Origin of the sequence: Streptomyces sp. NBC_00094 (genome assembly GCF_026343125.1) — a bacterium.
GTDB lineage: Bacteria > Actinomycetota > Actinomycetes > Streptomycetales > Streptomycetaceae > Streptomyces.
In genome coordinates, this window is sequence record NZ_JAPEMB010000001.1 from 7,521,068 (window position 1) to 7,539,676 (window position 18,609).

The window sequence follows — 18,609 nt, forward strand, 5'->3', positions numbered from 1 at the left end:
CGCGGCGGACACTCACCCCGCGTTCATTGATGAACATAAGTTCACCAGGCGAACACATGCGCCGTCAATCCTCAGCGAAACGGGTCGGGACATGGACAAAGTGGTGACATCCGCCGCCGAAGCGGTGGCGGACATAGGAGACGGCGCCTCGCTCGCCGTCGGTGGCTTCGGCCTGAGCGGGGTGCCGGACGTACTGATCCGGGCCCTCCACGCCCAGGGCGCCGGCCGGCTGAGCGTCGTGTCGAACAACTGCGGCGTCGACGGCGGAGGCCTCGGCATCCTGCTCGCCGACGGCCGCATCGTCCGCGTGACGGGCTCCTACATCGGCGACAACAAGGAGTTCGCCCGCCGCTACCTCGGCGGCGAACTGGAGCTGGAGCTCACCCCGCAGGGCACCCTCGCCGAACGGCTCCGGGCCGGAGGCTGCGGCATCCCCGCCTTCTTCACCCCGGCCGGCGTCGGCACCCAGGCCGCCGACGGCGGACTGCCCTGGCGGTACGCCCCCGACGGCAGCGTGCTGGTCGCGTCCCCGCCCAAGGAGGTCCGTACGTACGACGGCCGTCCCCACGTCCTCGAACACGGCATCACCACGGACTTCGCCCTGGTCCGCGCCGCCCGCGGCGACCGCCACGGCAATCTCGTCTTCCGCCGCTCCGCCCGGAACTTCAACCCGCTCGCCGCCATGGCGGGGCGCGTCACGATCGCCGAGGTCGAGGAGCTCGTGGAGCCGGGCGAGCTCGACCCCGACGCGATCCACCTGCCCGGCGTGTTCGTGCAGCGGGTCGTGGCACTGACCCCCGAAGAGGCCGCCGCCAAGGGCATCGAGCGAAGGACGGTACGCACGCGATGAGCTGGACCAGGGACGAGATGGCGGCCCGCGCCGCCCGTGAGTTGACCGACGGTTCGTACGTCAACCTCGGGATCGGACTGCCGACCCGGGTGCCGGGCTTCCTCCCCGAGGACGTCGACGTCGTCCTCCAGTCGGAGAACGGCCTCCTCGGCGTCGGACCGTATCCGTACGAGGACGAGGTCGACCCCGACCTGATCAACGCCGGCAAGGAGACCGTCACGGTCCTTCCGGGCTCCGCCTTCTTCGACTCCGCGCTCTCCTTCGGCATGATCCGCGGCGGCCACATCGACACGGCGATCCTCGGCGCCATGCAGGTCTCCGCCGGCGGCGACCTCGCCAACTGGGCCGTACCCGGCCGCATGGTCAAGGGCATGGGCGGCGCGATGGACCTCGTCCACGGCGTCCGGCGGGTCGTCGTCCTCACCGAGCACACCGCCAAGGACGGCTCGCCGAAGATCGTGGACACCTGCACGCTGCCGCTCACCGGCCGCGCCTGCGTCCACCGGATCATCACCGACCTCGGCGTCCTCGACGTCACCGAGGACGGCCTCGTCCTCGTGGAGACCGCGCCCGGCGTGAGCGTGGACGAGCTCACGCGCCGGACCGGCGCCCCCGTCTCCGTACCCCCGGCCCTGAGCGCGGCCGCCACTCCTGCCGACCCCGCTGCCGACCCCGCGGCCGTCACTCCGGCCCTCACCGCGGCCGTCACCGTGGAGGAGACCCCGTGACCAAGGACGTCTACATCGTCGACGCCGTACGGACCCCGGTCGGCCGTTACGGCGGCGCGCTCGCGGGCGTCCGCCCGGACGACCTCGCCGCCCATGTCCTGCGCGCCCTGCTCGACCGTACGCCCGCGCTCGACCCCGCCCGGATCGACGACGTGTTCCTCGGCAACGCCAACGGCGCGGGCGAGGAGAACAGGGACGTCGCCAGGATGGCCGCGCTGCTCGCCGGAGTCCCGGTGACCGTCCCCGGCGTCACCGTGAACCGCCTCTGCGGCTCCGGAATGGAGGCCGTGATCCAGGCGTACCGCGCCGTCGCCGTCGGCGACGCCTCGGTCGTCCTCGCCGGTGGCGTCGAGTCGATGAGCCGCGCCCCCTGGGTGCTGCCCAAGCCCGACCGCGCCTACCCCGCCGGCCACCAGGAACTCCACTCCACCACCCTCGGCTGGCGCATGGTCAACCCGCGCATGCCCGCCGAGTGGACCGTGTCCCTCGGCGAGGGCGCCGAACTCGTCGCCGAGAAGCACGCCATCGGCCGCGAGGCACAGGACGCCTACGCCCTCGCCAGCCACGCCAAGGCCGCCGAGGCCTGGGCGACCGGAGCCTTCGACGCCGAGGTCGTCCCCGTCGCCGGCACCGGCCTCGACCGTGACGAGTCCGTCCGCGCGGACACCTCCCCCGCGGCCCTCGCCCGCCTCAAGCCGGTCTTCCGCGAGGACGGCACCGTCACCGCCGGCAACGCCTCCCCCCTCAACGACGGAGCCTCCGCCCTCCTGATCACCGACGAGGCCGGCCTGCGTGCCACCGGTCGCGAACCCCTGGCCCGGATCACCGCCTCGGCCGTCAGCGGCATCGAGCCGCAGTACTTCGGCCTCGGCCCCGTCGAGGCAGCGCGGCGCGCGCTGACCCGCGCGGACCGCACCTTCGCCGACCTCGCCGTCCTGGAGCTCAACGAGGCCTTCGCCGCGCAGGCCCTCGGCTGCCTCGCCGAGTGGCCGGAGCTCGACCCCGCCGTCGTCAACCCGCACGGCGGAGCCATCGCGCTCGGACACCCCCTCGGCTCCTCGGGGTCCCGGCTCGCCGGAACCGTGGCCCACCAGCTCGCCGCCCTCGGCTCCGGCACCGGCCTCGCCACGCTCTGCATCGGCGTCGGCCAGGGACTCGCCCTCGTACTGGAAAGGTGACAGGACGTCATGACACTGACGCAGCAGGACATCTCGCGCGAGATCGAAGGCGAGCGGAAGGACTACCTCGCCGCCGGAGAGACACGCCACCACCCCGCCCGGGACTACGCCCCCTACCGCAGCAGCGCACTGCGCCACCCCCTCCACCCGCCGGTCACCGTCCACGACCCCGAGGCCGTCGAGCTCTCCGGACCGGTCTTCGGCGTCACCGACGTCACCGAGACCGACGCCGACCTGACCCTGGCCCACGCGGGGGAGCCGCTCGGCGAGCGGATCACCGTCACCGGCCGCGTCCTCGACCGCGCCGGCCGCCCCGTACGGGGCCAGCTCGTCGAGCTGTGGCAGGCCAACGCCGCCGGGCGGTACGCCCACCTCCGCGACCAGCACCCCGCGCCGCTCGACCCGAACTTCACCGGCTTCGGCCGCTGCCTCACGGACGACCGGGGCGCGTACACGTTCACCACGATCAAGCCCGGGGCCTACCCCTGGCGCAACCACGACAACGCGTGGCGCCCCGCGCACATCCACTTCTCGCTCTTCGGCACCGCGTTCACCCAGCGGCTCGTCACCCAGATGTACTTCCCCGGCGACCCGCTCTTCGCGTACGACCCGATCCTCCAGTCCGTCACCGACGACGCCGCGCGCGAGCGGCTCGTCGCCGCCTACGACCACGACCTGTCCACCCCCGAGCGGTCGCTCGGCTACCGCTGGGACATCGTCCTCGACGGCCCCGCCGCGACCTGGATCGAGGAAGGCCGATGAGCCGCGAACCCCTGCCCCTCCTCCCCACGCCCTCGCAGACCGTGGGCCCCTTCTACGGGTACGCCCTGCCCTTCCCCGGCGGCCCCGACATCGCGCCGGCCGGGCACCCCGACGCCCTCACCGTCCACGGGTACGTCCACGACGGCGACGGCGCCCCGATCCCCGACGCGATCCTGGAGATCTGGCAGCCCGGCCCGGACGGCGACCGCTCCGGTGCCCCCGGCTCCCTGCGGCGCGACCCCGTCACCGGCGGCTACCTGGGTCGCGACGGCGTCACGTTCACCGGCTTCGGCCGGATCGCCACGGACGCCGACGGCCACTGGGCGGTGCGGACCCTGCGGCCCGGGGGTGTCCCGTACCTCTCCGTCTGCGTCTTCGCCCGCGGGCTGCTCCACCACCTCTACACCCGGATCTACCTGCCGGGCCCGGCGACCGACGCCGACCCGTTGCTCGCGGGGCTCGCGTCCGACCGGCGCGCGACCCTCCTCGCCACGGAGGAGAGGCCGGGCGTCCACCGCTTCGACGTCCGCCTCCAGGGGCCCGGAGAGACGGTGTTCCTTGACTTCCGCTGAGACCGTGGGGGGTGAGGCGTACGACACCGAGGCGTACGACACCGGGCTCCTCGCCCCCGTCAGCGCGGGCACCGCGGCCGAACGCGCCACCGGCGACCGGGCCTTCCTCCAGGCCATGCTCGACGCCGAGGCTGCCCTGACCAGGGCGCAGGCCGCCCTCGGTCACGCCCCGGAGCGGGCGGCCGAGGCCGTGACCGAGGCGGCCCGTGCCGACCGGTTCGACACGCGCGACCTCGCGCTGCGCGCCCGCGCGGGCGGCAACCCGGTCATCCCGCTCGTCGCCGCCCTCGCCGCCGCCGTCCCGGAGGACGACGCCCCGTACGTCCACCGGGGCGCGACGAGCCAGGACGTCCTGGACACCGCCACGATGCTCGTCGCGACCCGTACCGTCCCGCTGATCACCGCCGAACTGCACCGGGCCGCTGCGGCGTTCGGGCGGCTCGCCGCCGCCCACCGGGACACCCCCATGGCCGGCCGCACCCTCGGACAGCACGCCGTGCCCACCACCTTCGGGCTCAAGGCGGCCGGCTGGCGCCACCTCCTCCTCGACGCGGCCGACCGGCTCGCCGCGCTACGCCTCCCCGCCCAACTGGGCGGCGCGGCAGGTACGTTGGCGGCCTTCGAGTACCTGGCCGAGGCGCCCGGCAGCGGCCCGGCGCTGACCGAGCGGTACGCGGCCGAGCTCGGGCTCGCCGCGCCGCTCCTGCCCTGGCACACCCTCCGCACCCCGGTCGCGGACCTCGCGACGGCGCTCGCGTTCGCCACCGCGGCCCTCGGCAAGCCCGCCGCGGACGTCCTCCAGCTCGCCCGCACCGAGACCGCGGAACTCGCCGAGGGCAGCGGCGGCGGCTCCTCCGCCATGCCCCACAAGAGCAACCCCGTCCGCGCCACCCTCGTCGCCGCGGCCGCCCGCCGGGCCCCCGCGCTCGCCGCCGTACTCCTCGGCTCGCTCGCCGCCGAGGACGAGCGGCCCGCCGGCGCCTGGCACGCCGAATGGCAGCCGCTGCGCGAGCTGCTCCGGCTGGCCGGAGCGGCCGCCCACCACACCGCCGAACTCGCCGAAGGGCTCCGCGTCCGCCCCGACCGGATGCTGGAGAACCTGCACCGCACCCGCGGTCTCGTGGCGAGCGAACGCCTCGCCGCCGCCCTGGCGGGAGTCCTCGGCCGGGCCCAGGCCCGCGCCCTCCTCGACCGGGTGTCCCGACGGGCGGCGGAGGAGGACACGGAGCTCGTGGAGCTGCTCCTCGCCGCCCCCGAGCCGGCCGGCCGGATCACCCCCGAGCGGCTCCGCGCCCTCGCCGACCCGGCCGGCGCCACCGGCGCCGCCGCCCAGCTCGTCGACCACGCCCTGCGGAGGCAGCCCTCCGCCGACCCGGAAGGCCGCTCATGACCGGCGCTCTCCACCACCGGACCGACGGCCCCGCCGACGCGCCCGTCCTGATCCTCGGCCCGTCCCTCGGCACCTCGCTCGCCGTCTGGGACGCGCAGGTCCCCGCCCTCGCCCGCCGCCACCGGGTGATCCGCTTCGACCTGCCCGGCCACGGCGACACCCCCACCGGGACGCTCGGCGACGCGGCGCCCGGCGCCACCGCCATGGCCGACCTAGCGGGACTCGTCCTCGACCTCGCCGACGAGCTCGGCGTCGGGCAGTTCGGCTACGCCGGCATCTCCCTCGGCGGAGCCATCGGCGCCCACCTCGCCGTCCACCACCCCGAGCGGGTCACGAGCCTCGCCCTCGTCTGCTCCTCGGCGCGCTTCGGCGAGCCCGCCGGCTGGCGGGACCGGGCCGCCCTCGTCCGCGAGAAGGGCACGGACGCCGTCGCGCCGGCGGCCCTCGGACGCTGGTTCACCCCCGACTTCGCCGGTACGCACACCGCCGACCGACTCGTGGACGACCTGTGCGCCGCCGACGCCGCCGGATACGCGGCCTGCTGCGACGCCCTCGCCACGTACGACCTCCGCGGCGCACTGTCCCGGATCGCCGCGCCCACGCTGGTCATCGCCGGGCGCGCCGACACGGCCACACCCCCCGCCCACGCCCGCGAGCTCGCCGACGGCATCCCGGACGCGAGCCTGCTCGAACTCGCCGGCGCCGCCCACCTCGCCCCCGCCGAACGGCCCGAAGCGGTCCTCACCGCGCTCCTCGGCCACTTCGGCACCCCCGACTCCGACGACAACCGGTACGCCGAGGGGATGGCGGTCCGGCGGGCCGTCCTCGGCGACGCCCACGTCGACCGGGCCGTCGCCCGCACCACCGACTTCACCGCCGACTTCCAGGACTACATCACCCGCTGCGCCTGGGGTGAGATCTGGACCCGCCCCGGCCTCGACCGGCGCACCCGGAGCTTCCTCACCCTCACCGCCCTGATCGCCCACGGGCACCAGGAGGAGCTGGCGATGCACGTGCGGGCGGCGATCCGCAACGGGCTCAGCCCCGAGGACATCAAGGAGGTGCTGCTGCACTCCGCCGTCTACTGCGGGGTGCCCGCGGCCAACTCCGCCTTCGCCACCGCGCAGAGCGTCCTCGCCGAGGACGGCATCCCGCTCGCCCTCTGATCCCGTCGCCCCCCTTCCCACTCCACCACGCTCACGGAGACCACCCATGCCCCGCACCACCGTCGGCATCATCGGAGCCGGACCGGCCGGACTCCTCCTCTCGCACCTGCTGCACCGGCAGGGCATCGACAACGTCGTCCTCGAACTCCGCGACCAGGCGTACGTCGAGCGGCGCCAGCGCGCCGGGATCCTGGAACAGGACACCGTCGACGTCCTGCGCGCCTCCGGCGCCGGCGCCCGCATGGACCGGCAGGGCCTGGAGCACCACGGCATCGAGCTCCGCTTCGACCGGCGCTCCCACCGCGTCGACTTCCCGTCCCTCACCGGCGGACGGTCGGTCATGGTCTACGCGCAGACCGAGGTGGTCAAGGACCTCATCGCCCTGCGCAAAGAGGCCGGCGGCACGATCCTCTTCGAGGCGGAGGCCCTCTCCGTCGACGGCATCGACACCGACCGGCCCACCGTCCGCTACCGCCACGAGGGCGCCGAGCACACCCTCGACTGCGACTACGTCGTCGCCTGCGACGGCTTCCACGGCATAGGGCGCCGCTCCCTGCCCGAGGACGTCGTCCGCGTCACCGAGCGCACCTACCCCTTCTCCTGGCTCGGCATCCTCGCCGACGTCGAACCCTCCTGCGACGAGCTGATCTACGCCCACCACGAGCGCGGCTTCGCCCTGCACAGCATGCGCTCGCCGCAGGTCAGCCGGCTCTACCTCCAGGTCGACCCGGACGACTCCACGGACAACTGGCCGGACGAGCGGATCTGGGACGAGCTGGAGACCCGCTTCGCCGTCGACGGCGACTGGCAGCTCAAGCGCGGCCCCATCACCGAGAAGAGCATCACCCCGATGCGCAGCTTCGTCGCCGAGCCGCTGCGCCAGGGACGACTCTTCCTCGCGGGCGACGCGGCCCACATCGTCCCGCCCACCGGTGCCAAGGGCCTCAACCTCGCCGTCGCCGACGTCACCCTGCTCGCCAAGGCCCTCACCCGCCACCACGCCGAGCGGGACGAGACGCTGCTCGACGCCTACTCGGAGACGGCGCTGCGCCGCATCTGGCGCGCCGAGCACTTCTCGTACACGATGACGACCCTCCTCCACAGCAGCCCGGACGAGACCGCGTTCGACCGCGGGCTGCGCCTCTCCCATCTGCGCTACCTCGCGAACTCCGGCGCGGCCTCGGCCTCGCTCGCGGAGAACTACGTCGGCTTCAGCGACAACTGACACCTGCCGGGGAGACCGGAGAGGGGGCCGTCCGGGAGGGACGGCCCCCTCTCCGGCCTGCCGGTGGCCGTGCCGACGACGCCCCTGCCGGTGGCCGTGCCGACGACGCCCCTGCCGGTGGCCGGGCCGTCGACACCCCTGGTGGTGGCCGGGCCGACGGCACCGCTAGTGGTGGCCGGGCTGTCGACACTCCTGCCGATCGCCGGGCCGTCGACCCGGGGCTTATGTCAACACCCTTGACCTTGATGTCGTCGGAAGGTTCTCATGGCGGCACCTCGGAGGCCCGCACCTCACCTCCGCGAATACCAAGGAGCCCTCCGCCATGGACCCCCTCGCCTCGCTCCGGGACGCCGCCCCGACCCCGTTCTGGCTCGACAGTCCCGAGAAGCCGCAGCCCACCCCCGCGCTCGTCGGCGCGACCACCTGTGACCTCCTCGTGGTCGGCGGTGGCTACACCGGCCTCTGGACCGCCCTCGTCGCCAAGGAACGGGACCCCTCGCTCGACGTGGTCCTCGTCGAGGCCGACGAGGCGGGCGGCGCCGCCTCCGGACGCAACGGCGGATTCGTCGAGGCCAGCCTCACCCACGGCCTGCACAACGGCCTCTCCCGATGGCCCGAGGAGATCGGGCTCCTGGAACGACTGGGCCGGGAGAACCTCCAGGAGATGGAGGACACCCTCGTACGCCACGGCATCGACTGCGACTGGGAACGTACGGGCTCCATCACCGTGGCCACCGAGGCCTACCAGGTCGCGGACCTCCAGGAGGGGGCCGAGGCCGTCGCCCACCACGGCGGCAAGGCCGACTTCCTCGACGCCGACGCCGTACGCGCCGAGATCGACTCGCCGACCTTCCTCGCCGGCCTGTGGGACAAGGACGGGGTGGCGATGGTCAACCCGGCCCGTCTCGCCTGGGGCCTCAAGCGGGTCTGCCTCAAGCTCGGCGTCCGCGTCCACGAGCACACCCCCGCCCTGTCGCTCGACGAGCAGGGGCACACGATGGCCGTCCGCACCCCCTACGGGCGGATCACCGCCCACAAGGTCGCCCTCGCCACCAACGCGTACCCGTCACTGCTGCGCCGCCACCGCCCGTACACCGTCCCCGTCTACGACTACGCGCTCATGACGGAGCCGCTGAACGAGGAGCAGCTCGCCGCCGTCGGCTGGCGGAACCGGCAGGGCTTCGCGGACATGAACAACCAGTTCCACTACGTCCGGCTCTCCGCCGACAACCGCATCCTGTGGGGCGGTTACGACGCGATCTACCACTACAACGGGCGCGTGCGCCCCGAGCACGACCAGCGGCACGAGACCTTCGCGACGCTCGCCCGTCACTTCTTCACGACCTTCCCCCAGCTGGACGGGGTGCGCTTCAGTCACACGTGGGGCGGAGCCATCGACATGAGCACCCGGTTCTGCGTCTTCTTCGACACCAGCCACCGGGGCAAGGTCGCCTACGCCGCCGGCTTCACCGGGCTCGGCGTGGGAGCGACCCGCTTCGGCGCGGAGGTCATGCTCGACCTCCTCGACGGCGCCCGCACCGAACGCACCTCGCTCGAACTGGTCCGCCGCAAGCCGCTGCCGTTCCCGCCCGAGCCGATCCGCTCGGTGGGCGTCGGCATCACCAAGTGGTCGATGGCCCGCGCGGACCTCAACGAGGGCCGCCGCAATCTCTGGCTGCGGACGCTCGACCGCTTCGGCCTCGGCTTCGACAGCTGAACCTCTGACGCCGTACGGGCCCCGGGTGTGCCCGGGGCCCGCATCGCCATGCCCTGACCCGGTACGTACGGGGAGGGCCAGGGCGGGCGCCGCCGCGGACCTCAGGCCCGGGCGGGCGCCGCCGCGGACCTCGGGCCCGGGCGGGCGCCGCCCAGGAACTCAAGCCCCGGCGCGCGCCCGCTCCCGTACCGCGCGCGGCGACAGGCCGAACTCCGCCCGGAACACCCGGCTGAAGTGGCTCGCCTCGCCCAGCCCCGTGCGGGCCGCCAGGACGTACGCGGGCAGGTGGGCGAGCGCCGGATCCACCAGGTCGCGGCGGATCCGCTCCAGGCGCCGGCGCCGCACATGATCGCCCACCGTCACCCCCGACTCCCGGAACAGCGCGTGCAGATGGCGTACGGAGATGTGGTGCGCCGCCGCGATCGACCCGGGTGACAGCTCCTCCGCGAGACACTCGTCGATGTACGCGAGGATCCGGTCCAGGACCCCCGAGGCCGCCGGGCCGGACGCCGACTCCGAGCCGCCCGCCTCGCGCAGCAGCGTCCGCAGGATCGCCGACACGTGCTCGCCCATCTCCCGGCGCGCCAGCGGGCCGAAGCCGTGCGCCCGCTCGGCCAGTTCGCCGACCATCGCCGCGAGCACCCGCCCGCTCGGCGAGCGCGGCAGCGCGGCGTTGGCGGTCAACGCGCCGGCCGCCGTCGCCAGCTGCCCCGTCGACCCGGTGTCCAGGGACAGGACGAAGTACCGGTGACCGGACTCGAGTTCCAGCCGGAAGGGGCGCGCGCCCGTATAGAGGACGAAGTCCCCGGGCGAGAGCTCCGCCCGCCGCCCGTCCTGCTCCAGCTCGCCCCGCCCCGACACCAGCAGGCCGAGCAGATGGCCGGGCCGGGGCGCCTCGGGTGAGGGCCGGGGCATCACCCGGATCGCCTGGTCCCCGCTGATGTCGCAGCCGCTCAGCGCACCGAACCGGCTCGGCCGCATCTCCGCGGCGTACCCCTCGTCGCCCGTACGCGCCCGGACCAGCACCGTGTCCGAGGCCCCCGACAGATCCGCCGAAGCGGTGTCGAGATAGCCGAACACCAGGTTGCCGTCGTCGCGTCGCTCCACCGGCACGTCGTACTCCTCCCATCCCGCCCGCACCGGACGCACCCTTCGCGCCGTCCGGTCCGCGCACTGCGGGCACAGAACTCTGCGCTGCCGGACCAGTGCCCACCACGGGATTGCCAGATGCTCGCAGAGTCCCCGCTGCACCCGGAAGCACACAGGCGGTAACAGATGGATGTACTTCTGGCCATCGTTGGCCAGTTCGGCCTCTACGGCCTGCTCACGGTCGGCATCGCGGTGATCTTCGCGGCGACCCGGGTCGTCAACCTCGCCCAGGGAGACCTGGCCATGGTCGGCGCCTACGTCGCCGCGACCGCGACAACCGCCCCCTTCGGCGTCCGCACCCTGCTCGCCCTCGCCGTCGGCGCACCGCTGCTCCTGATCATCGAGCGGCTGCTGCTGCGCCGGCCCGGCTCCGACGGGCTGGCCGCGATGCTGGTCACCTGGGGCCTGGGCATGGCCCTGCGACAGGGCGCGGAACTCCTCTACACCGGGACCTCCCGCACCGTCGCCGTCCCCGTGGACGGCACGCTCGATGTCCTCGGCACGCCCTACCCGGCCTACCGGCTGGTCTGCGCGCTCACCGCGATCACCGTCATCGGTCTCGTCCTGCTCGCCGCCCACCGCACCGACTGGGGCCTGCGGTTGCGCGCCGTGGCCGACAACCCGGCCATGGCGGCGCTGCTCGGCACCGACCCGCGCCGGATGCGCGCCACCGCCTTCACGATCGGCGGCCTGCTCGCCGTCCTCGCCGGTGCCCTCTACAGCCCCGTCCTCGCCGTGAACCCCAGCATGGGGTTCGGCCTGCTGGTTCCCGTCTTCTTCGGCCTGCTGCTCAGCCGCCCCGGCGCCCTCGCCACCGCCGCCGGTGCCGCGCTGCTGATCTCCGCGCTGTCGGTCCTGCTGCGTACGTGGCTCTCCGACACCCTCGCCGAAGCCCTCTTCTACGCCGTCGTCGTCGCGATCGCCGCACTGCGCTCGCGCCCCTGGATCGGAAGGTTCTCCGCATGGTTCCGTCGTACCCCCGCGCCCGCGACCGCCGCGTGACGCCCGCAGCCCGCACCACCGCCCTCACGCTGGCGGCCACCCTCGCCGTCACCCTCACCGGCTGCCAGGGCGCGGCGCTCTCCGACGACGACGGCCCGGCCGCCGCCGGCGGACCGGTGAGGATCGGCGTGGTCGTCCCGCTCACCGGACCCGTCTCCCAGGTCGGCACCGCCCTGCGCAACGGCCTCGAACTGGCCGTCAAGAAGGTCAACGCCGAAGGCGGCGTCCACGGCCGCCCCGTGGAGTACGTCGTGGTGGACGACGCCGGGGACCCGGCCAACTCCACCCAGCTCGCCCGCCGCCTGGTCCGTCAGGACAAGGTGACCATGCTGTTCGGCACCATCACCGGCGACACCGCCGAAGCGGTCGGCAGGGTCGCCGACGAGGCCCACGTGCCCTTCGGCACCGCCATCCTCGGCGACACCGAGCACTGCTTCGCGTACCAGTGGGGCTTCGGCGAGTCGACCCGGCAGATGCTGACCCCGACCGTCCCCGGGCTCGTCGCGAAGTACGGCAAGAAGGTCGCCCTCGTCGGCTCCGACTACAACTACCCGCGCTTCTACGCCGGTGTCGCCAAGGAACTGGTGAAGCAGGCGGGCGGCACGGTGGTCGCCGAGGAGTACAGCCCCCTCGGCCAGACCGACTGGCAGCCCGTCATCGGCCGCCTCAAGTCCGCCGGACCCGACTCCGTCCTGTCCATGGTCGTCGGCGCGGACGCGGTCACCTTCAGCAAGCAGGCGCAGCAGTTCGGCCTCCTCACCCCGGAGCTCGGCTACGAGGGCGCCCCCCTCGACGCCGACTTCCAGCCGGCACTGGGCGCGCTCGTGGCGGGCCGCACGCACACCGTCCGCTGGAGCGACCAGGTGGACGACGCCGAGAGCCGCGCCTTCGCGAAGGACTACCGGGACGCCCACCAGTGGAAGGCCCCGATCCCCGAGGTCGCCGGAAACGCCTACTTCGGCGTCAAGTTCTTCCTGGCCGCCGCGGAGAAGGCCGGCTCCGGCGACCCCCAGGCCGTCAACAAGGCGATCGGCGGACTGACCCTGGACAGCCCGCTCGGCAAGGGCACCCGCTTCGAGCCGTCCAACCACGTGTTCCAGGCCGACATGAGGGAGGTCACCATCGGCCGCGACGGCGCCTACACCGTCACCCGCACCCACCCGATGGTCGCCGACACGACCCCGAAGAAGGGCTGCGCGTGACCGTCCCCGCCGCCTCGGACGCTCCCGTGGCACCCGGGGCTCCCCAGGCCCCCGGGGCCGCCGTCCCCGCAGCCACGGCCCCGCCCGCCGGCGGTCTCCGCCGGGCGCTGCGCATCGCCCTCCCCACGGTCACGGGCGTGGCCCTGCTCGCCGCGCCCTTCGGCCTCGACGCCTTCGCCGTCGCCACCCTCACCCTGGGTCTCTGCTACGGCCTGTTCGCCTACGGCCTCGACCTGAGCTGGGGCAGGGCCGGACTCCTGAGCGTCGGACACGCCGCGTTCTTCGGCCTCGGCGCCTACGCCGTCGCTCTCGGCCAGGAGCACGGCCTCCCCTGGACGCTGACGGTGGGCGCGGCCGTCGTCGCCGCCGTGGCGATCGCCCTGCCCGTCGTCCGCATCGGACTGGCCGCCCCGGTCCCCGACGCGCCGCTGATCCTCCTCACCATCGGCGTCGGACTGCTCCTGCAGCGCGCCGCCACCACCCTGACCCCCGTCACCGGCGGAACGAACGGCCTGTCCGTCTCCGGGCCCGACGTGGTGACCTCCTACTACGTCACCCTCGCCGCCGTCGCGGCCGTGGTCGCGGTCTGCGGAGTACTGGTCGTCCGGGGCCGCTTCGGCGCCCGCCTGGTCGCCGCGGCCCGCAACCCCGACCGGGCCGCCCAGAGCGGCATCGACGGCATTCGGGTGCGGTCCACCGCCTTCGCCGTGAGCGCGGCCGTCGCCGCCCTCGCCGGAGCGCTGTACGCCCCCGTGGCGGGGCTCGTGTCGCCGACGGTGTTCGGTCTCGGCCTGTCGACGTCCGTGCTGATCTGGCTGGCCCTCGGCGGACGCGAGTCCACCGTGGGGCCGTTCGTCGGAGCCGTCGCCGTCACCGTGGGCCAGCAGTTCCTCGGCTCGACCTGGCAGGGCTGGTACGTGCTCGCCCTCGCCGCCCTGTTCCTCCTGGTCGTCCAGGTGGCCCCGGCCGGACTGACCGCCGCCCCTCGCCGCTGGCTGGCCGGACCGGGACCCGCCGTACGGCTCCCGGCCATGGCCCGCCGCGCCCCGCGCCGTAAGGCCGAGGAGGTCCCCCGAGGAGAGGACGACTCCGTTCCGCTCGCCGTGACCGGCGTCCGGAAGGCCTTCGGCCCCGTCGAGGTGCTCGCCGGAGTGGACCTCACCGTCGAGGCCGGCCGCTGCGTCTGCCTCATCGGACCCAACGGCGCCGGGAAGAGCACCTTCCTGAACGTCGTCGCCGGACAGCTCGCCCCGGACGCCGGCACCCTGCGCCTCTTCGGCACCGACGCGACCGGCCTGCCGGTCCACCGCCGGGTCGGACTCGGCGTCGGCCGGATGTTCCAGATCCCCAGCGTCATCGCGGAACTCTCCCCGGCCGACAACCTCCGACTCGCCCGCGTCGAGGCGTCCGAACCCACCGATCCACCCGCCGAGTTCCGCGACCTCGTCGACGACGAACTCCGGCCGGCCGGCACCCTGCCGCTCGCCGACCGCCGCCGTCTGGAGCTGGCGATGGTGCTCGCCGCCGCACCCCGGCTGCTGCTCCTCGACGAACCGGCCGCCGGACTCGGTCCCGACGACGCCCGCCGCCTCACCCGCGAACTCCGCGAGGTCAACCGGCGCACCGGCTGCGCCCTGCTCGTGGTCGAGCACGACATGGACATCGTGCGGGAACTCGCCGACGAGGTCGTGGTCCTGGCCGAGGGCCGGGTCCTCGCCCGCGGCCCGCTCGACGCGGTGGCCGCCGACCCGGCCGTCCGCGCCGCCTACCTGGGAGTGCGCTGATGCTCGAACTGACGGGCCTCGCCGGCGGATACGGTCAGGCCGCCGTCGTCCGGCCGACCGACCTGACCGTGCGCGGCGGCGAGATCACCGCCCTCATCGGCCGCAACGGCGCCGGCAAGACGACCCTGCTGCGGACCGTCTTCGGTCTCGCCGACCGGCACGCCGGCGCCGTCGCCCTCGACGGCCGGACCCTGCCCCCGGGCCGACCCGAGCTCCTGGCCCGGGCCGGAGCCACGCTGATGCCCGAGGACCGGGGCGTCTTCCCCGCGCTCTCGGTCGCCGAGAACCTCCGCCTCGCCCGCCGCCGCGACGTCGTCCCCGCCGTCGACCCGTACACCGTCTTCCCGCTGCTCACGGACCGCGCCCGGCAGCAGGCCGGGACGCTCTCCGGCGGGCAGAAGCAGCAACTGGGCATCGCCCGCGCCATGCTGGCGGGCCGGACCCTGATCGCGGTCGACGAACTGACCCAGGGCCTCCAGCCCTCGGTGGTCGCCGACGTCCTGGAGGCCCTCGGCGCGATCGCCGCCGCCGGGGTGGCCGTCCTCCTCGTCGACCAGCACGCCGGCGCACTCCTCGACCACAGCCGGCACGTCGTGGTGATGGAGGCCGGACGCGTCGTCCTCGACGCGCCGAACGAACCCGGTCTGCGCGACCGCCTCGACGACATCCTCGCGGTCCGCTGACCGCCCCCTCCCTTCCCCTGGAGCCGTTCACCATGGACCCGTTCGCCTCAGCCACCGACCTCGCGGCGGCGATCCGCCGGCGCGACCTCAGCCCCGTCGAGGTCGCCGAGACCTACCTCCGGCGGATCGCGGAGCACGACGGCGAACTCGCCGCCTTCACCTGGCTCGACGAGGACGCCGTCCTCGCCGCCGCCCGCCGCGCCGAACAGGCCGTCGTCGACGGCGGCCCCCTCGCGCCCTTCCACGGAGTGCCCGTCCCCGTGAAGGAGTTGACCCAGGTCGAGGGCCAGCCCGCGACCTACGGCTCGTACGGGGTCGACGACCGCCCCCGTACCCTCACCGAGCCGGTGATCAGCCGACTGCTCGACGCCGGGTTCCTCCTCATGGGCCGCACCAACTCACCCGAGATGGGCCTCCTGTCGACCACCGACAACAGCCGCTTCGGCAGCACCCGCAACCCCTGGAGCCACGAGCACTCCTCCGGCGGCTCCAGCGGTGGCGCCGCCGCGGCCGTCGCCGCCGGCCTCGCGCCCGTCGCCCACGCCAACGACGGCGGCGGCTCGATCCGTATGCCGTCCTCCTCCTGCGGCCTGCTCGGCCTGAAGCCCAGCCGTGGCCGCGTCCCCCAGCAGGTGCCGGGCTGGGAGCACGCCACCGTCGAGGGCGCCATCACCCGTACGACCCGGGACGCCGCCGCGCTGCTCGACGCGATGTCCGTACCCGACCGGCTCGCCATGTACCAGGCACCCGCCCCCGAGCGCCCCTACCTCGACGAGGCCGGCCGCGACGGCGGACGCCTCAGGATCGGCCTCCTCACCGAGGCGCCCACCGGGCTCCCCGTCGACCCGCAGTGCGTCGAGGCGGTCGAGCACACCGCCCGGCTGCTCGTCTCCCTCGGCCACGACGTCGCCCCCGCCTCCCCCCGCTTCTTCAGCGAGAAGGCGATCGTCGGCTACGCGCAGACCGTCCTGGACGCAGCGCTCTGGGCCGCCCCCTACCAACAGCCGGAACTCGCGGAACCGCACCTTCGGTTCCGGATGGACCGGGCCGCCGGCCGGCATTCGGGCGAGTACACCCGGGCCGCGACCCTGCTCGCCGAGGAGGCCCGCGCGGTCCGCGCGCAGTGGGGCCAGGAGTTCGACCTCCTGCTCACTCCCACCATGGCCTGCCTGCCGCCGCCGGTGGACGCCCTGCTCAAGGAGGCCAACGCGGACCCCGGCGGCCCGCGCACCACCGAGACGCAGATGATCTCCTTCACCTCGATCTGCAACATCACCGGGCAGCCCGCCGTCAGCCTGCCCACCTTCACGTCGGCCGAGGGACTCCCCGTCGGCAGCCAGCTGATCGCCGGGCCCTGGGACGAGGCCGCCCTCCTCCGGGTCGCCGCCGAACTGGAGGAGCTCGACCGCTGGCAGCTCCGCCGCCCCGCGCGCTACCAGGGCTGATCCCCGAGCCCTCCGCGCGAGGCCCCTCCCCTCGTCGGCGGTGACACCGCGCCACCGCCGCAACCGGTTCCCCTCCCCAGGGAACCGGCCCCCCTTTGGAAGGAGCCGTACATGGCACGCACCGCACCGGCCCGTATGCTGCGCCGGATCGTCGCCGAACACGCCACCGCCGCCGAGATCGCCGCCGCCGGTCAGGCCGGGGCGCTCTCCCGCCGCTCCGTCCTCGGCGGACTCGCCGCCGGCGTGGGCCTGGCCGCCACCACCGGCGTCGCCACGGCCTCCACCGCCCATGCCTCCGCCGCCACCGCCACCCCGCCGGTGGTCGCGATCATCGGCGCCGGCATCGCCGGACTCTCCGCCGCCCTCCAACTGGCCGACCACGGCATCGCCTGCGCGGTGTACGAGGCCGACACCCGGGTCGGCGGCCGGATGTACTCCAACCCCGCCGGCGCCTACTGGGCCGACGGGCAGACCTCCGAGTGGGGCGGGGAGATGATCGACACCCCGCACGTCGTGATGCAGTCGCTCGCCTCCCGCTTCGGCCTGCCCCTCGACGACCTGCGCGCCGCCGAGCCCGCCGGTTCCACCGAGGTCTACCGCTTCGACGGCGCGTACTACACCTACGCCCAGGCGAGCGCCGACTTCAAGAAGCTGAAGCCGGTCCTCCAGCAGGACGAGGCCACCTTCAACTGGCCCGTCGCCTGGAACTCCGTCAACGGCCCCGGCGCGGTGACCCTGTCGAACATGACCATCCATGAATGGATCGCGACCCGCGTCCCGGGCGGGCACAGCTCTCCGTTCGGACAGCTCCTCGACGTCGCCTACACCACCGAGTTCGGCGTGGACACCAACGCCTCGTCGGCGCTCGGCATCGTCGGCCTGCTCGCCTACCAGCCCGTCCCCAACAGCTTCGCGCTGTTCGGGGAGAGCGACACCCGCTACCGCGTCCGCGGCGGCAACCAGCGCATCCCGCAGGCCATCGCCGCCGCCCTGCCCCCGGGGACCGTACGCCACGGCTGGCGGCTCACGAAGGTGGCGGCCGCGGCGGGCGGCCGCCAGTCGCTCACCTTCACCGTCGACGGCTGTCCGCAGACGGTGCTCGCCGACCACACGGTGCTGGCCCTGCCGGTCGGCGTGCTCCAGCAGCTGAACCTGTCCACCGCCGGCTTCGACAGCCGCAAGCGGGCCGGCATCGCCGCGATGACGATGGGCCAGAACTGCAAGCTGTCGATGCAGTTCGACACCCGCCACTGGAACGGCTCGGGCCCGTGGGGCATCGCCTCCGGCAGCACGATGAGCGACACCGGCTACCAGACCTCCTGGGACTCCAGCAGGGCCCAGCCCGGCGGAAAGGGCATCCTCACGGTCTACTCGGGCGGCAGCCACGCGGCGGACTTCACCCCGTCCACGCCGTTCCGCACGGCGGCCGACCCGCAGATCGCCGCCTACGCCCAGCAGGCCCTCGCCCAGCTCGAACCGGTCTTCCCGGGCCTGACCGCCCACTGGACCGGCAAGGCCACGCTCGCCGCCTGGCCGCTCAACCCGAACGCGGGCGGCTCGTACTCCGCCTGGCCCCCCGGGTACGCGCACCAGTACGCGGGCTACGAGGGCGTCCGCCAGGGCAACACCCACTTCGCGGGCGAGCACACCTCCGAAGTGGCCCAGGGCTACATGGAGGGCGGCGCCGAGTCGGGCCGCCGCGCGGCCGACGAGATCCTCACGGACCTCGGCGTGCTGTAGGCACGGCGCGCGGGCC

Annotated in this window: 16 protein-coding genes; 15 read left to right on the forward strand and 1 reads right to left on the reverse strand. The window is 74.2% G+C overall.

Features of this window, described 5'->3' with window-relative positions; all coding sequences use genetic code 11:
- Positions 1 to 91 precede the first annotated feature (91 nt).
- From OG580_RS33245 to OG580_RS33285, 9 genes are all read left to right on the forward strand, one after another.
- A complete protein-coding gene (locus OG580_RS33245; RefSeq protein ID WP_267047363.1) occupies positions 92 to 850 on the forward strand; it encodes a CoA transferase subunit A in 759 nt (252 codons plus the stop codon).
- On the forward strand, positions 847 to 1,578 hold the full coding sequence (locus OG580_RS33250) for a CoA transferase subunit B (RefSeq protein WP_267047364.1): 732 nt from the start codon (positions 847 to 849) through the stop codon (positions 1,576 to 1,578). The genes OG580_RS33245 and OG580_RS33250 overlap by 4 nt, the downstream gene beginning before the upstream one ends.
- Complete coding sequence (locus tag OG580_RS33255; protein WP_267047365.1) at positions 1,575 to 2,756, forward strand: thiolase family protein; 1,182 nt, start codon at positions 1,575 to 1,577, stop codon at positions 2,754 to 2,756. The genes OG580_RS33250 and OG580_RS33255 overlap by 4 nt, the downstream gene beginning before the upstream one ends.
- A gap of 9 nt (positions 2,757 to 2,765) precedes the next feature.
- Positions 2,766 to 3,518, forward strand: a complete 753-nt coding sequence (pcaH, locus tag OG580_RS33260; RefSeq protein ID WP_267047366.1) for a protocatechuate 3,4-dioxygenase subunit beta — start codon at positions 2,766 to 2,768, stop codon at positions 3,516 to 3,518.
- The gene (gene pcaG, locus OG580_RS33265; protein WP_267047367.1) at positions 3,515 to 4,090 is read left to right on the forward strand and encodes a protocatechuate 3,4-dioxygenase subunit alpha; all 576 of its coding nucleotides are present in this window, start codon (positions 3,515 to 3,517) and stop codon (positions 4,088 to 4,090) included. The genes pcaH and pcaG overlap by 4 nt, the downstream gene beginning before the upstream one ends.
- Entirely contained in the window at positions 4,077 to 5,480 is a 1,404-nt protein-coding gene (gene pcaB, locus OG580_RS33270) for a 3-carboxy-cis,cis-muconate cycloisomerase (RefSeq protein WP_267047368.1), read from the forward strand. The genes pcaG and pcaB overlap by 14 nt, the downstream gene beginning before the upstream one ends.
- On the forward strand, positions 5,477 to 6,646 hold the full coding sequence (gene pcaD / locus OG580_RS33275) for a 3-oxoadipate enol-lactonase (protein WP_267047369.1): 1,170 nt from the start codon (positions 5,477 to 5,479) through the stop codon (positions 6,644 to 6,646). Before pcaB ends, pcaD begins: the two co-directional genes overlap by 4 nt.
- Before the next feature lie 46 nt (positions 6,647 to 6,692).
- Positions 6,693 to 7,871, forward strand: a complete 1,179-nt coding sequence (locus OG580_RS33280; RefSeq protein WP_267047370.1) for a 4-hydroxybenzoate 3-monooxygenase — start codon at positions 6,693 to 6,695, stop codon at positions 7,869 to 7,871.
- Between the two features lie 322 nt (positions 7,872 to 8,193).
- Complete coding sequence (locus OG580_RS33285) at positions 8,194 to 9,588, forward strand: FAD-binding oxidoreductase (RefSeq protein WP_267047371.1); 1,395 nt, start codon at positions 8,194 to 8,196, stop codon at positions 9,586 to 9,588.
- A gap of 159 nt (positions 9,589 to 9,747) precedes the next feature.
- Here OG580_RS33285 and OG580_RS33290 read toward each other — a convergent pair whose 3' ends face one another.
- Positions 9,748 to 10,701, reverse strand: coding sequence for a helix-turn-helix domain-containing protein (locus tag OG580_RS33290; RefSeq protein WP_267047372.1), 954 nt, complete (start codon positions 10,699 to 10,701; stop codon positions 9,748 to 9,750).
- Between the two features lie 162 nt (positions 10,702 to 10,863).
- Between OG580_RS33290 and OG580_RS33295 the strand changes: the two genes are divergently transcribed.
- From OG580_RS33295 to OG580_RS33320, 6 genes are all read left to right on the forward strand, one after another.
- Positions 10,864 to 11,739, forward strand: a complete 876-nt coding sequence (locus OG580_RS33295; RefSeq protein ID WP_267047373.1) for a branched-chain amino acid ABC transporter permease — start codon at positions 10,864 to 10,866, stop codon at positions 11,737 to 11,739.
- Positions 11,700 to 12,941 carry a substrate-binding protein gene (locus tag OG580_RS33300; protein ID WP_267047374.1) on the forward strand — a complete coding sequence of 414 codons (1,242 nt, stop codon included), beginning with the start codon at positions 11,700 to 11,702 and terminating at the stop codon, positions 12,939 to 12,941. Before OG580_RS33295 ends, OG580_RS33300 begins: the two co-directional genes overlap by 40 nt.
- Positions 12,938 to 14,725, forward strand: coding sequence for an ATP-binding cassette domain-containing protein (locus OG580_RS33305; protein WP_267047375.1), 1,788 nt, complete (start codon positions 12,938 to 12,940; stop codon positions 14,723 to 14,725). The genes OG580_RS33300 and OG580_RS33305 overlap by 4 nt, the downstream gene beginning before the upstream one ends.
- Positions 14,725 to 15,408: an ABC transporter ATP-binding protein gene (locus tag OG580_RS33310; RefSeq protein WP_267047376.1), complete on the forward strand. Its 684-nt coding sequence runs from the start codon at positions 14,725 to 14,727 to the stop codon at positions 15,406 to 15,408. Before OG580_RS33305 ends, OG580_RS33310 begins: the two co-directional genes overlap by 1 nt.
- A 32-nt stretch (positions 15,409 to 15,440) precedes the next feature.
- Entirely contained in the window at positions 15,441 to 16,853 is a 1,413-nt protein-coding gene (locus OG580_RS33315; protein ID WP_267047377.1) for an amidase, read from the forward strand.
- Positions 16,854 to 16,964: 111 nt separating this feature from the next.
- Positions 16,965 to 18,593 (forward strand): NAD(P)/FAD-dependent oxidoreductase, encoded by a 1,629-nt coding sequence (locus tag OG580_RS33320; protein WP_267047378.1) that lies wholly within the window; start codon positions 16,965 to 16,967, stop codon positions 18,591 to 18,593.
- The last annotated feature ends 16 nt before the right edge of the window (positions 18,594 to 18,609 follow it).